The organism is Burkholderia sp. D-99 (assembly GCF_011605345.1).
Classification (GTDB): domain Bacteria; phylum Pseudomonadota; class Gammaproteobacteria; order Burkholderiales; family Burkholderiaceae; genus Burkholderia.
The window spans coordinates 43,920-56,583 of the sequence record NZ_JAAOXM010000009.1; the positions used below are offsets into that span (position 1 = coordinate 43,920).

Annotated in this window: 12 protein-coding genes and 1 tRNA gene; 7 read left to right on the forward strand and 6 right to left on the reverse strand. The window is 65.9% G+C overall.

Annotated features, from left to right (window positions below; genetic code table 11):
• Positions 1-78 precede the first annotated feature (78 nt).
• The 3 genes from HAV18_RS27155 to HAV18_RS27165 are packed head-to-tail and all read left to right on the forward strand — an operon-like array spanning position 79 to position 2,311.
• Positions 79-861, forward strand: a complete 783-nt coding sequence (locus tag HAV18_RS27155; protein ID WP_166962342.1) for an amino acid ABC transporter substrate-binding protein — start codon at positions 79-81, stop codon at positions 859-861.
• A 14-nt stretch (positions 862-875) separates the two neighbouring features.
• Entirely contained in the window at positions 876-1,556 is a 681-nt protein-coding gene (locus tag HAV18_RS27160; RefSeq protein WP_166962345.1) for an amino acid ABC transporter permease, read from the forward strand.
• Positions 1,553-2,311, forward strand: coding sequence for an amino acid ABC transporter ATP-binding protein (locus HAV18_RS27165; protein WP_166962348.1), 759 nt, complete (start codon positions 1,553-1,555; stop codon positions 2,309-2,311). Before HAV18_RS27160 ends, HAV18_RS27165 begins: the two co-directional genes overlap by 4 nt.
• Before the next feature lie 100 nt (positions 2,312-2,411).
• Here HAV18_RS27165 and HAV18_RS27170 read toward each other — a convergent pair whose 3' ends face one another.
• On the reverse strand, positions 2,412-3,227 hold the full coding sequence (locus HAV18_RS27170) for an alpha/beta fold hydrolase (protein WP_166962352.1): 816 nt from the start codon (positions 3,225-3,227) through the stop codon (positions 2,412-2,414).
• Positions 3,228-3,308: 81 nt separating this feature from the next.
• On the opposite strand from HAV18_RS27170, the gene HAV18_RS27175 reads away from it, so the two are divergent.
• Entirely contained in the window at positions 3,309-3,923 is a 615-nt protein-coding gene (locus tag HAV18_RS27175; protein WP_166962355.1) for a CGNR zinc finger domain-containing protein, read from the forward strand.
• Positions 3,924-3,977: 54 nt separating this feature from the next.
• Here the strand turns inward: HAV18_RS27175 and HAV18_RS27180 are convergent, their stop codons facing one another.
• Positions 3,978-4,880: a DUF3592 domain-containing protein gene (locus HAV18_RS27180; RefSeq protein WP_243771783.1), complete on the reverse strand. Its 903-nt coding sequence runs from the start codon at positions 4,878-4,880 to the stop codon at positions 3,978-3,980.
• Between the two features lie 356 nt (positions 4,881-5,236).
• Positions 5,237-5,312 (reverse strand) — tRNA-Lys (locus HAV18_RS27185).
• Positions 5,313-5,502: 190 nt separating this feature from the next.
• On the opposite strand from HAV18_RS27185, the gene HAV18_RS27190 reads away from it, so the two are divergent.
• Both HAV18_RS27190 and HAV18_RS27195 read left to right on the forward strand, forming a co-directional pair.
• Positions 5,503-5,907 (forward strand): PaaI family thioesterase, encoded by a 405-nt coding sequence (locus tag HAV18_RS27190; RefSeq protein WP_166962361.1) that lies wholly within the window; start codon positions 5,503-5,505, stop codon positions 5,905-5,907.
• 8 nt (positions 5,908-5,915) lie between these two features.
• Positions 5,916-6,782 carry a patatin-like phospholipase family protein gene (locus tag HAV18_RS27195; protein ID WP_059900461.1) on the forward strand — a complete coding sequence of 289 codons (867 nt, stop codon included), beginning with the start codon at positions 5,916-5,918 and terminating at the stop codon, positions 6,780-6,782.
• A gap of 49 nt (positions 6,783-6,831) precedes the next feature.
• Here HAV18_RS27195 and HAV18_RS27200 read toward each other — a convergent pair whose 3' ends face one another.
• Positions 6,832-7,845 (reverse strand): D-2-hydroxyacid dehydrogenase family protein, encoded by a 1,014-nt coding sequence (locus tag HAV18_RS27200; RefSeq protein ID WP_043184746.1) that lies wholly within the window; start codon positions 7,843-7,845, stop codon positions 6,832-6,834.
• A gap of 426 nt (positions 7,846-8,271) precedes the next feature.
• Between HAV18_RS27200 and HAV18_RS27205 the strand changes: the two genes are divergently transcribed.
• Positions 8,272-9,321, forward strand: coding sequence for a LysR family transcriptional regulator (locus tag HAV18_RS27205; protein ID WP_166962364.1), 1,050 nt, complete (start codon positions 8,272-8,274; stop codon positions 9,319-9,321).
• 133 nt (positions 9,322-9,454) lie between these two features.
• Here the strand turns inward: HAV18_RS27205 and HAV18_RS27210 are convergent, their stop codons facing one another.
• Together HAV18_RS27210 and HAV18_RS27215 are read right to left on the reverse strand one after the other, a co-directional pair.
• Positions 9,455-12,079, reverse strand: coding sequence for a DNA topoisomerase III (locus HAV18_RS27210; protein ID WP_166962367.1), 2,625 nt, complete (start codon positions 12,077-12,079; stop codon positions 9,455-9,457).
• Positions 12,080-12,272: 193 nt separating this feature from the next.
• Positions 12,273-12,653: a thioredoxin family protein gene (locus HAV18_RS27215; protein WP_166962370.1), complete on the reverse strand. Its 381-nt coding sequence runs from the start codon at positions 12,651-12,653 to the stop codon at positions 12,273-12,275.
• Positions 12,654-12,664 lie beyond the last annotated feature (11 nt).

The window sequence follows — 12,664 nt, forward strand, 5'->3', positions numbered from 1 at the left end:
TCGGTAGAATTCGCGGACCTCTCGAACGGCACGCGCGTGCCGCGGGATCATTCCCTCCAATCATTCGGGGTCCGCACCATGAAATTTCTTCGCTCCATCCTGGTCGTCGCCATGCTGCAGGCCATTTCGGTCACGAGCGTACTGGCTGCCGACGACCTGTCGCAGATCAAGTCGTCCGGCGTGTTCCGGGTTGGTACCGAAGGGACGTACGCGCCGTTCACGTACCACGACGAGAGCGGCAAGCTGACCGGCTTCGACGTCGACATCGCGACCGCGATCGCGCAGCGTCTCGGCGTGAAGCCGCAGTTCGTCGAAGGCAAGTGGGACGGGTTGATCGCGGGCCTCGACGTGAACCGCTACGACGCGGTCGTCAACGAAGTGTCGATCACCGACGCGCGCAAGGCGAAATACGATTTCTCCACGCCGTACATCACGTCGCGCGCGGTGCTGATCGTGCGCGCGGACAACACGACGATCCGCTCGTTCGACGACCTCAAGGGCAAGAAATCCGCGAACACGCTGACCAGCAATTTCGGCAAGCTCGCGGCCGCGCACGGCGCGGATGTCGTGCCCGTGCAGGGCTTCAACGAATCGATCGACCTGCTGAGCTCGGGGCGCGTCGACGCGACGATCAACGATTCGCTGTCGTACCTCGATTTCCGCAAGCACAAGCCGGACGCGAAACTGAAGATCGCGGCGACCGACACGGGTGGCGCCAGCGACGCATCGGGCGTGCTGCTGCGCAAGGGCAGTCCCGCGCTGGTGGCCGCGATCGACAAGGCGCTCGCGGACATCAAGGCCGACGGCACCTACGCGAAGATCTCGCAGAAGTATTTCGGTCGCGACGTGTCGCAGCCGTGACGCGAGGCTGAACGATGCCGGCCTGGCTTCACCTGATGGCGGAATCGCTGCGGCCCCTGCTCGTCGCGGGGCTCGTGTTCACGGTTCCGCTCACGCTTGTGTCGTTCGCGATCGGCCTGCTGCTCGCATTCGGCGCGGCGCTCGTGCGGCTGTTCGGGCCGCGCTGGGCGCAGGCCGCCGTGCGCTTCTATATCTGGCTGTTTCGCGGTTCGCCGCTGCTCGTGCAACTGTTCGTGATCTTCTACGGCCTGCCGAGCGTCGGCATCGTGCTCGATCCGCTGACGGCCGCCGTGATCGGCTTCTCGCTGAACGTCGGCGCCTACAACGCGGAGGTGATTCGCGGCGTGATCGAATCGATTCCGAAGGGACAGTGGGAGGCTGCGTACTCGATGGCGATGACGCGCCCGCAGGCACTGCGCCGCGCGATCCTGCCGCAGGCCGCGCGCGTCGCGCTGCCGGCGCTGTCGAATTCGTTCATTTCGCTCGTGAAGGACACGTCGCTCGCGGCCGTGCTGACCGTGCCGGAGATCTTCCAGGCCGCACAGCGGATCGCGGCCGTGACCTACGAGCCGATGATTCTCTATACGGAAGCCGCGCTGATCTACCTGCTGCTCAGTTCGGTGCTGTCCACGCTGCAGCGCCGCCTCGAAACCCGCTTCGGCCGTCATGCGCTGTTCCAGGCGGAGTGGCGATGATCCGGCTCGAACGCATCGACAAGTCGTTCGGCACGCATCGTGTGTTGCACGGGATCGATCTCGCGTTGCAGCCCGGCAGCGTGACGGCATTGATCGGACCGTCCGGCAGCGGCAAGAGCACGCTGCTGCGTTGCGTGAACCTGCTCGAAGTGCCCGAGACAGGTGCGCTGACGGTCGGCGACGCACGCATCGACTTCTCGCCGGCGCACCGGCCGGCGCGCGACGCCGTGTTCGCGGTGCGCCGACAGACCGGCATGGTGTTCCAGAATTTTCAGTTGTTTCCGCACCTGAGCGTCGTGCAGAACGTGATGGAAGGGCTCGTCACGGTGCAGCGCTGGCCGCGCGAACGGGCCCGCGAACGCGCGCTCGCGCTGCTCGAGAAGGTTGGCATTGCGAACAAGGCCGACGCGTGGCCCGGCACGTTGTCGGGTGGCCAACAGCAACGCGTCGCGATCGCACGTGCGCTTGCGCCGTCGCCGCAGGTGCTGTTGTGCGACGAGCCGACGTCGGCACTCGATCCGGAGTTGTCCGTCGAAGTCGTCGAGGTGTTGCGCCAGCTTGCGCGCGAAGGCACGACGATGCTGATGGCGACGCACGACCTGCGCCTGGCCGCGTCGATCGCACACGATGCGGTGTTTCTCGCGGAGGGGCGCATCGTCGAGGCCGGTGCATCGCGCGACCTGTTCGGCGACCCGCGCGATCCGCGCACCGCGAAGTTCGTGTCGACGCTCGCGCAGGGCGTGCCGGTGTTCTGACGCGACACGGGACACGGGACAAGCGACACGGGACACGCGACAAGCGACAAGCGACAAGCGACAAGCGACAAGCGACAAGCGACAAGCGGTACAGGCGGCGTCAACCTTGCCCGGGCCAGTCGAGTACCGCCGCGACGATCGCTTCCGGCGCATCTTCCTGCACCAGGTGGCCCGCGCGCGGCACCCTGATCAGCTGGCCGTGGGCGATGCGATCGGCAAGCGCCTGCCCCTGTTCGAGCGGAATCCACGCGTCGTCTTCGCCCCACACGATGCGCACCGGAAAATCCGGCGGCGCATAACGGGCCTCGGCTTCCTCGATGTAGCGCTGGCGCATCTGCGCGATCTGCCGATAGAACGCGGGCTGGCCGGCTGGCGTGAGCCACGGCGCGCGGTAGATCGACAGCGCCTCGTCGCTTAGCGGCCGGGCGACCGCATTGCCGAGATAGGCCGACACGAGCGCGTGATGCGCATACGAGGGCAATCCGGTGAAGGCGGCTTCGTGCTGCGCGACGTGGCGCACGAACGGCGAACCCTGCGGCGCAATCGCGACCGGATTCACGAGCGTGAGATCCGCATAGGCGACGCCGTCGAGAAAGTGCGCGCGCAGCACGGTTGCGCCGCCGTAGTCATGCGCGAGCACGCGCGGTCGCGAAATTTTCCACGCGTCGAGCATCGCGCCGAACAGCATGTTCTGGCGGCCGAGCGACACGTCCGCATCCGGCATGTCGGATTGACCGTAGCCGAGCAGGTCGTAGAAGAACACGCGATGACGCCGCGCGAGCCACGGCGCGATCCGGCGCCACACTTGCGACGAGAACGGCGTGCCATGCACGAGCACGAGCGGCGGGCCTTCGCCGAGCATTCCCCAGGCAATCCGGTGGCCTTCGAAATTGAAGCGGTTGGCGAGTTCGAGCATCGGCCTCTCCGTGCTAACCTGTTTTGGTTGCTAACAGGTTACTCCGGATTGTCCGGGTATGAAACCAATAGGTGCAAATAAATGGTTACTCGACACGAGCCCGCGCGACACGCGCCTGAATGGAGCGCAGCCGATTTCGTCGGCGGCCATCCGGCGCTCGACTTCCTCAACACGGTGGCCGACACGGGCAAGACGCGCGACGCGGACAAGCTCGTCGACTGGCCGGCCGTGCATGCGTGGGCGGAACGATCGGGGTTGCTGGCGCCGGCCGATCTGGTGCGGCTTCTGCGTCATGCCCGGCAGGACGACGCTGACGCGCTGGTGGCACTGCATCGTTTTCGCGAGGACGCTTACACGGCGATCGCGCACCTGACGGCCGGAGGTGGCGGCACTGCCGGCGCACGCGCGGCGGGCCGGCTCGCCGTCGCGATTCGCGAAGCGATCGGGCGCAGCGCGTTCGACGCGGTCGGCGGCCGGTTTGCGTGGCGGCCCGACGCGCGCGCCGCGTCGCGCTGGGTCGACGCGTCCGCACTCGGCTTCGAGCAACTGCTGCGCAGCGACGATTTCGCGCGGGTGCGGCAGTGTGGCCGGTGCACGTGGTTCTTCGTCGATCGCGGCCGCGGCGTCGGGCGTCGCTGGTGCGACATGCGCACCTGCGGAAACCGCGCGAAGGTGGAAGCGTTCAGGGAGCGGTGACGCGCGCGCCGGGCCGGTTGGCGTGCCGCGCGGTGGTCAGCCGGCGCGCGAACGTCATTGTGCGATTTCGTGCGGCGGGTGTTCCGGCCACAGCGTCGCGGCGATGAACAGCCCGGCCGCGAGGAACGGCGCGCCGATCGCGAACAGGATGGCCGTGAGGCCCCAGTGATCCCAGAAGCGGTCGACGACAGCGCGCTCGGGGGTGACGGGGTCGTACAGCACGTTGACTGCGTCGCCTTCGTGCAGCCCCGGATGCGACGACGCCGAGCCCTGGGCGAACGTGATCTGGCGTCCGCTGTCGGTCGTGAACGCGACGATCGCCGAATACAGCGACGTGCGTGCGCGGGGCGAGCGCGCGTTTTTCGCGATCTCGACGACATGGCCGGTGGAACGCGCATAGTGGTGGATGATCTGCCACTGGCGCAGGCCGGCCGCGCCGGCGCCGGCGACGAAGCCCGTGCCGATCGCGATCGGAATCAGGACGATCGCGATATTCCAGCGGCTGCGTGCGTGCTTGCGGGCGGGGTGGGCCGGTGGTGACTCGGATGACCGGCGGCGCTCGCCGGCGATCAGCAGGCCGGCGATCGCGAACGACGCGATGGCGAGCAGCGCCGGCACGATCGCCGGAAACCAGCGTTGCGCGAAATCGTCGATCAGCGCGGGGCGTTCGGGGTGGCTGGGGTCGAGCCAGATCTCGACGTTCTCGCCGATGTCGTAGGCGGGGACGGTCGATGCGGTATTGCCGGCGATTTCGCGGCGTTGGCCGTCGTTCGCAAGGTACGCGACGATCGGCCGGTACGCGCGCATCGCGTCGCTGTCCTGCACGATGCGCACGACCGTGCCCGGCGCGCGGACCAGCTGGCCGGTCGCCTGGCCGGCCGTCACGGCGAGCATGCCGGACAGCACGAGCAGCACGACGCCGAGCGCCATGGCGACGAGCGCGTCCTTACCCGGCATGACCGGATCCGGTTCGTGCTTCGCACTGCGGATTCCGGCTTGATCGGGGGCGTGGCGTGTCCCGACGGACTGGCCGATATCGGCGCAACCTGGCTCTCTGAATGGTCGCGTCCCGTTCACATGCTTCCATGTCTGACGTCCCATGCTCTCTCAGTGCCGGCGGGCAAGCGGCAGTGCTTGCGCCGGTCGTGTGATATTTGTCGGACGATTCTAGCGGAAACGATGCGGAAGATGCGTGCGGTCGCGTACCGGGGGAGGCGTGCACCCCGGAGCGAGGCGACGTAAATGGAAGGCAGCAGGAAAACGGCGTAAACGGAAAAGGCCGGTCAGCTTGCGCTGACCGGCCTTTGAATTCCTGGTGGGGCGTGAGTGACTCGAACACTCGACCTACGGATTAAGAGTCCGCTGCTCTACCAACTGAGCTAACGCCCCCAACAGAAGAAAGATTATGCACGAGCATTTCAGGCTTAGCAAGCCCTTTCTGCGAATCTCCTGAAAATATTTCGTCACGACGACGGCAGCTGTCGGTCAGATAACGAGCGATCGTACTTCCCGTGCTCCCGGTATGATGACGCCACACGTGTTGCGCGGCGGTCGCGCAACGCTTTCTGGGCTTTCGAAGATGGACGAAAACGCAGTCCGCGAATTGCTGGATCGCCTGCTGGCCCCCTGGGTCCGCTCGCTCGGTCTGGCTCCCGTGTCGATCGGCGACGACAGCGTCACGCTGCGCCTGCCGTTTTCCGGCGAATTCCGCCATTCGGGCGGCGTGATCTGCGGCCAGGTGTTCACGGCGGCCGCCGACACCGCGATGGTGGTCGCGATCTCGGCCGCGCTCGGCGAGTTCCGGCCGATGACGACCGTGTCGTTGAACACGAACTTCATGCGTCCCGTGCGCAAGGGCGACGTACTCGTCACCGCGCGCGTGCTGCGGATGGGCCGCAACCTCGTATTCGGCGAAGTCGAGCTGTTCGACGAAGACGGCAAGATGGCCGTGCACGCGACGTCGACCTACGCGCTCGTCAGCTGAGCGGCGCGATGTTCGACCAGATCGTCTTTGCGGGCGGCGGCAATCGCTGCTGGTGGCAGGCCGGCTTCTGGGACGTCGCGCAGCCGGCGCTCGGCTTGCGCCCGCGCGTGATCACCGGTATCTCGGCCGGCGCGGCGACCGCGTGCATGCTGTATACACGCGACGCCGCATGGGTGATGCGCTATTACGAAGAGGCGCTGCGCCACAACCGGAAGAATGCGTACTGGGGCAACCTGTTCGGGCGCGAGCCCGTGTTTCCGCACTACCGGATTTACCGTCAGGCGCTGCTCGACATCTACGGCGAACCGTTCGCGAAGCTGGCCGCGGCGCCGGAGATCCGCATCGGCGTGTCGCACGTGCCGCGCTGGCTCGGTGCGCGCAGCGCAGTCGCCGCCGGTCTCGTCGCGTACAACATCGAGAAGTACGTGCGCAAGACGCTGCACCCGACGCTTGGGCGCACGCTCGGCTTTCGGCCCGAATTCGTGCGTGCGCAGGCCTGCACGCAAGTCGACGAACTCGCCGACCTGATCCTGCAGTCGTCCTGCACGCCGCCGTTTACGCCTGTGCTGCGCCGCGGCGGCCGGCCCGTGCTCGACGGCGGGATGGTCGACAACGTACCGGTCGATGCGCTCGACCCGACACCGGGCGACGTGCTGGTGCTCGTCACGCGGCTGTATCCGCGACCGCAGATGTTCACGGTTGCGCATGGCGAGCAGCGTCGGCTGTACGTCCAGCCATCGAGCAAGGTACCGATTTCGAGTTGGGATTACACGAGCCCGTCGCAGATGCGGCATGCGTACGACCTCGGGCGGCGCGACGGCGAGCATTTCCTCACGCGCGTCGGCGCGATGACGGGCGGCCGCGTGGCCGCCTGACGATCGTGAATGGAGGAGCGGGGCCGCGCGGCGTGCGCGGCCCGTGCGGTCAGCGCTTGCGGATCGGTGTCAGCGCTTCCGGGTTGGCAACGCTCGACATGTCGCCGTCGTCGAACGCGAGGATGTTGCGGAACGCCGCGCTGAAGTAGAGCTCGTAGCTTTCGCGCTCGACGTAGCCGATGTGCGGCGTGCAGATCACGTTTTCCATCCGCAGCAGGCTGTAGCCCTGCAGGATCGGCTCGCTCTCGAACACGTCGATCGCGACCATCCCCGGACGGTTGTGTGACAGCGCGTTGACCAGTGCATTTTCCTCGAGCAGTTCGGCGCGGCTCGTGTTGACGAGCAGCGACGTCGGCTTCATCCGCATCAGGTCTTCCTGCTTCACGATCCCGCGCGTGTCGTCATGCATGCGCAGGTGCAGCGACAGCACGTCGCTCTGCTCGAACAGCGCTTCACGGCTTTCGGCGGCCGTGTAGCCGTCGGCGCGCGCGGCCTCGAGCGAGTGCTCGCGGCCCCAGATCAGCACGTTCATCCCGAACGCCTTGCCGTAGCCGGCAACCAGCCGGCCGATCTTGCCGTAGCCCCAGATGCCGAGCGTCTGGCCGCGCAGCACCTGGCCGAGGCCGAAGTTCGGCGGCATGGCCGACGTCTTCAGGCCCGACTGCTGCCAGGCACCCTGCTTCAGGTTCGCGACGTACTGCGGAATGCGTCGCTGGGCGGCCATCACGAGCGCCCAGGTCAGCTCGGCGGGGGCAACCGGCGAGCCCGTGCCTTCGAGCACCGCGATGCCGCGGTCGGTGCAGGCCTCGAGATCGATGTGGCTCGATACGCGGCCGGTCTGGCTGATCATGCGCAGGTTCGGCAGCTTGGCGAGCAGTTGCGACGAAATCGGGGTTCGTTCGCGAATCAGCACGAGCGCCTCGACTTCCGCCAGACGGCTGGCGAGTTGCCCCAATCCGCGCACCGTATTGTTGAAGACCTTCACGTCGTGGTCGGCAAGCATCTCGAAGCAGTTCAGCTTGCGGACGGCGTCCTGGTAGTCGTCGAGGATGGCAATTTTCATGGTGAGCGGGTGTCGCGCGTTGAAAGCGGCGGTGGCGGCGGCGCACATCGCGCACCCGTCCCGCCCGGCCGGGGCCGACATGATGCTACGCCGGCCGCCTTCATGGTGTCTTTTTAACAGGTTGTTACGCTCCGCCGCAATTGGCGGCAGCCTGACCCGGAGCCGCTTGCGCGACGGGCGGAAGGGTGCGCTGTTGTGTCGCATCAAATACGTCCTTCCTGATTCGGCCGCTTACTCGACGAGGTTCACCCAATTGTTGCTTCAATCAGAATAATTGGATCAACTATCCGCAGAGGGCGAGGATTTTTGACTATTTTTATCGCCAACCGGGGCCTTGTTGAGCAACTCTGCATCATTTCCGCTGTCGTAGGAGAATTACGCATTTGCTTCATCTTTTTGAAGTTGTAACAGCGGCAGGAGTCGTTTATGGATCATTTGCAGTCGATGCGCGTGTTCGTCAAGGTTGCAGATCTCGGCAGTTTTGCGCGGGCCGCGAGTGCAATGGATATCTCCAACGCGGTCGCGACGCGTCACGTCGCCGACCTGGAAGGCAGGCTTGGCACGCGCTTGCTTAATCGCACCACGCGCAGCCTCTCCCTGACGGAGTCAGGCCAGGTCTATCTGGAGCGTGCCCGCCAGATCCTCGATGAACTGGAGGACGTCGAGCAGATGGTCGTCGCGCGCAATCACGAGCCGGTCGGCACGCTGCGCATCGTCGCGCCGGTCGTGTTCGGCCTGCACAACCTCGCGCCCGTGTTGCAGTCGTACACGGAGAATTTCCCGAAAGTGGTGCCGGATCTCACGCTGGTCGACCGGCAGGTCGATCTGGTCGAGGAAGGTTTCGATGTCGGCATCGTCGTCACGCGCCAGATGCGCAGCGCGAGCATCGTCACGCGGCGCCTGACCACCGGCTGCATGACCGTGTGCGCGACGCCGAGCTATCTGGAGAAGCACGGCGTGCCGACCCATCCGGAGCATCTCGCCGCGCATCCGAGCCTGAGCCTGCCGACCGAATACTGGGGCGATGAGCGTGTGTTCACGGGGCCGGACGGCGAAGTGCGCGTGCGCCCGACCAACGTGATCGTCGCGAACAACACCGCGATGCTGCGCCAGTTCGCGCTGCTCGGGATGGGTGTCGCGATCCTGCCGAGCTACCTGATCGGCGGCGACATCGCGCGCGGCGCGCTCGTGCGGCTGCTGCCGGATTTCCGGCTGCCGCAGGTCGAGATCAACATCGCTTACCCGAGCCGGCGCCATCTGCCCGCGAAGGTGCGCACGTTCATCGACCACCTCGTCGAGCATTTCAGCCACTCGACCGACGCGACGATGGGCGAACAGTGGGCTGCGCAGAATTCCGTGCTCGCGCCGATCGGTGTCGAGACGCGTGCCGAGCAACCGGAATCGGCCGACCCGAACCTGTCGCCGCGCCTGCCGCGTTCGCCGCGCACGCGCGTCGCGGTGCCGTCGCCGCTGTAACGGCGCGACGGCCCGGCGTAAGTTACCGCCGGCACAAAGAAAAAACGCGGATCGAGCAGTCGATCCGCGTTTTTTTATGGCTGGCTGCCGAAGCCGGATACGCCGGGGAAAGCCAGCCCCGGCGGCCAGGCGATTACGAACCCGTCTTGCGCGCCGTCGTCTTGCGGGCCGCCGTCTTGGTGGCTGCGGTCTTCGCGGCGGTCTTGCGGGCCGGTGCCGGTTTCTCTTCGGCGCCTTCCGTCACGGTTTCGGCATCCTTCGTCGCCGATTTTGCCGTCTTCTTCGCGGCGGCGGCCTTCGGTTCCTTCTTCTCGAACTCGAAGCCGATCTTGCCGTCCGGCTGCTTCACGAGGAACGCCTTGAAGTTGCGGCCCGTGCGCGACGACTTGAAGTTCGGCAGCAGATCCGTGCGGCCGTCGGCCAGCAGCTTGCCCATCTGTTCGCGCGTGATTTCCTGCTGCAGGATCACCTTGCCCGAGCGGAAGTCGCAAGTCTTCGGGTTGGCCACCGAGTGCTCGCACACGTAGCTCATCCCGTGCTCGAACACGCGGCCCTTGCACTTCGGGCACGCGCCGACCGGCTCCTGCGCGGAGAAGTCGGGTGCTTCGCCTTCCTCGCCGCCCGTATCCTGGCCGAAGTCGAATTCGAGCTTGTAGTTCTTCGTCTCGTCGTCGAACGAGAGCTTCAGGATCGCCGAGAACGGGCGGCCCATCTTGCTGCGGAACCCGGACAGCGGACCGATCGTCTTCTCCCGCAGCAGCTCCTCGACTTCCGGGATCTCGAATTGCCGGCTGCCCGGGATCTTCGAGATCGAGAACTCGCACTTCGTGCACGCGAAGCGGCGGTAGTTTTCCTTCACCTGGCCGCCGCAGTTCGGGCACGGCGTCTCGAGTGTCGCGTAGTCGCCGGGGATCGTGTCGGAATCGTATTCCTTCGCGCGCTTGACGATCTGCTGCGTCATGCGGGCGATTTCCTGCATGAACGCGTCGCGCCCGAGGTTGCCGCGCTCCATCTGCGACAGCTTGTATTCCCATTCGCCGGTGAGCTCGGGCGCGGTCAGTTCCTTCACGCCGAGCCCGCGCAAGAGCGTCATCAGCTGGAATGCCTTCGCGGTCGGGATCATTTCGCGACCCTCGCGCAGCAGGTATTTCTCGCCGAGCAGGCCTTCGATGATCGCCGCGCGCGTGGCCGGCGTGCCCAGTCCCTTCGCGGCCATCGCCTCGCGCAGCTCGTCGTCCTCGACCAGCTTGCCCGCGCCTTCCATCGCGGACAGCAGCGTCGCTTCCGAGTAGCGAGCGGGCGGTTTCGTCACGAGTGCGACCGCGGCGATCTCGTCCGTCTTCACCTTCTCGTCCTTCTGCACCGGCACGAGGTTCGCGTCCGCGCCTTCGGCGTCGCGGCCGTACACCTGCAGCCAGCCCGGCTCGACGAGCACCTTGCCTTCGGTCTTGAAGTGATGGCCGGCGACTTCGGTGATCCGCGTCGTGACGCGGAATTCGGCGGCCGGGAAGAACACCGCGAGGAAGCGCTTCACGACCAGGTCGTACAGCTTCTGCTCGGGCTCGGACAGCGCCTTCGGCGCCTGCAGCGTCGGGATGATTGCAAAGTGGTCGCTGATCTTCGAGTTGTCGAAGATCCGCTTGTTCGGCTTCACCCAGCCCTTGTCGAGCACCTGCTTCGCATGCGGCAGGTAGTTGTTGCTCTCCTTGAGCATCTCGAGCGTGGACTGGACCGTCGAAATGTAGTCTTCCGGCAGTGCGCGCGCATCGGTACGCGGGTAGGTCAGCACCTTGTGCTTTTCATACAGCGCCTGCGCGAGACCGAGCGTGTTCTTCGCGGAGAAGCCGAAGCGGCCGTTCGCCTCGCGCTGCAGGCTCGTCAGGTCGAACAGCAGCGGCGACAGTTGCGTCGACGGCTTCGATTCCTCGGAGACCGTGCCGACCTGGTCACGGCATGCGGCGACGATCGTTTCGGCGGCAGGCAGGCTCCACAGGCGGGAGTCGCGTCGCTCCGGATCGAATTCGTCGCGCTTGAATTTCGGGTCGTACCACTTGCCTTCGTAGAAACCGCCCGCGCATGCGAATTCGGCCTTCACTTCCCAGTAGTCGCGCGGGACGAAACGGCGGATTTTCTCTTCGCGTTCGACGACGATCGACAACGTTGGCGTTTGAACGCGGCCGACTGTCGTCAGGAAGAAGCCGCCGCCCTTGCTGTTGAACGCGGTCATCGCGCGGGTGCCGTTGATCCCGACGAGCCAGTCGGCTTCCGAGCGGCAGCGTGCGGCGTCGGCGAGCGGCTGCATGTCGGAGTCGCTGCGCAGGTTCGCGAAGCCGTCGCGGATCGCCTGCGGGGTCATCGACTGCAGCCACAGGCGCTGGACCGGCTGCTTGGCTTTCGCGTGCTGCGCGATCAGGCGGAAAATCAGCTCGCCCTCGCGCCCCGCGTCACATGCGTTGATCAGGCGGTCGACGTCCTTGCGCTTCATCAGCTTGGTGAGCACCTTGAGGCGCGACTCGCTTTTTGCGATCGGGTTCAGGTCGAAATGCGGGGGGATGACGGGCAGATGCGCGAAGCTCCATTTCCCGCGCTTGACCTCGTACTCTTCCGGGGCGGCGATTTCCAGCAAGTGGCCGACAGCGGACGAAAGGACGAAATCGTCGCTCTCGTAATACTCGTCATGCTTGGTAAAGCCGCCCAAAGCGCGTGCGATGTCGTTCGCGACAGAAGGCTTTTCCGCAATGATCAGTGCTTTGGACATGACAGGTGTGTGTTGGTAGACCGGGTTCGCCGGTTGTGGGTCCCTTTTACGACCGCTTTATAGCACACGCCGCAGCGACGGCGGCTCAGCGTGTAAAAAGCGGCTCATCATAGAGGGGGGCCGCAACGGCGGCAAGCGCCCGGCGCGGCGGCGCGCGTAAACGCGGACAAAACCACCGGGCCGGCTCGTGAATTCAGGCTTCGACGGTGAGGACGTTGCGCAATTTCGGTGCGTGCGGCGCACCGGGTACTGCGCTCAGGTCGGACAGCATCCGCTCGACGATCGCCGCATGCGGCAGCACCGTGCCGAAGAAGCGTGCGGTGTGGGTATCTTCGATCAGGATCGTCGGGAAGTTCTCGACGTCGAGATCGTCGAGCTGGTCGGCATGCGTTTCGATGTCGATCCAGGCAAAGCAGGCGTCCGGATGCGCGTCGGCGAGCTGGTCGAAGGCCACCCGGTAGTCGCGGCACGTGCCGCACCACTCGGCGCACAGGCAGGCGACGAGCAACGTGCCGGGATCGGCGAGGCGCTCGGCGATCCGATCCGCATCGGTGTCGAGGTTCAGCGCGGGCATGGATTTCCTTG

Coding starts and splice junctions, on each gene's coding strand:
- HAV18_RS27200 (WP_043184746.1), bottom strand. CDS start 7,845: ATGAAAATTGCCATCCTCGACGACTACCAGGACGCCGTCCGCAAGCTG.
- HAV18_RS27170 (WP_166962352.1), bottom strand. CDS start 3,227: ATGCTCGAACTCGCCAACCGCTTCAATTTCGAAGGCCACCGGATTGCC.
- HAV18_RS27175 (WP_166962355.1), top strand. CDS start 3,309: ATGGTTACTCGACACGAGCCCGCGCGACACGCGCCTGAATGGAGCGCA.
- HAV18_RS27215 (WP_166962370.1), bottom strand. CDS start 12,653: ATGCCCGCGCTGAACCTCGACACCGATGCGGATCGGATCGCCGAGCGC.
- HAV18_RS27205 (WP_166962364.1), top strand. CDS start 8,272: ATGGATCATTTGCAGTCGATGCGCGTGTTCGTCAAGGTTGCAGATCTC.
- HAV18_RS27180 (WP_243771783.1), bottom strand. CDS start 4,880: ATGCCGGGTAAGGACGCGCTCGTCGCCATGGCGCTCGGCGTCGTGCTG.
- HAV18_RS27210 (WP_166962367.1), bottom strand. CDS start 12,079: ATGTCCAAAGCACTGATCATTGCGGAAAAGCCTTCTGTCGCGAACGAC.
- HAV18_RS27165 (WP_166962348.1), top strand. CDS start 1,553: ATGATCCGGCTCGAACGCATCGACAAGTCGTTCGGCACGCATCGTGTG.
- HAV18_RS27160 (WP_166962345.1), top strand. CDS start 876: ATGCCGGCCTGGCTTCACCTGATGGCGGAATCGCTGCGGCCCCTGCTC.
- HAV18_RS27190 (WP_166962361.1), top strand. CDS start 5,503: ATGGACGAAAACGCAGTCCGCGAATTGCTGGATCGCCTGCTGGCCCCC.
- HAV18_RS27155 (WP_166962342.1), top strand. CDS start 79: ATGAAATTTCTTCGCTCCATCCTGGTCGTCGCCATGCTGCAGGCCATT.
- HAV18_RS27195 (WP_059900461.1), top strand. CDS start 5,916: ATGTTCGACCAGATCGTCTTTGCGGGCGGCGGCAATCGCTGCTGGTGG.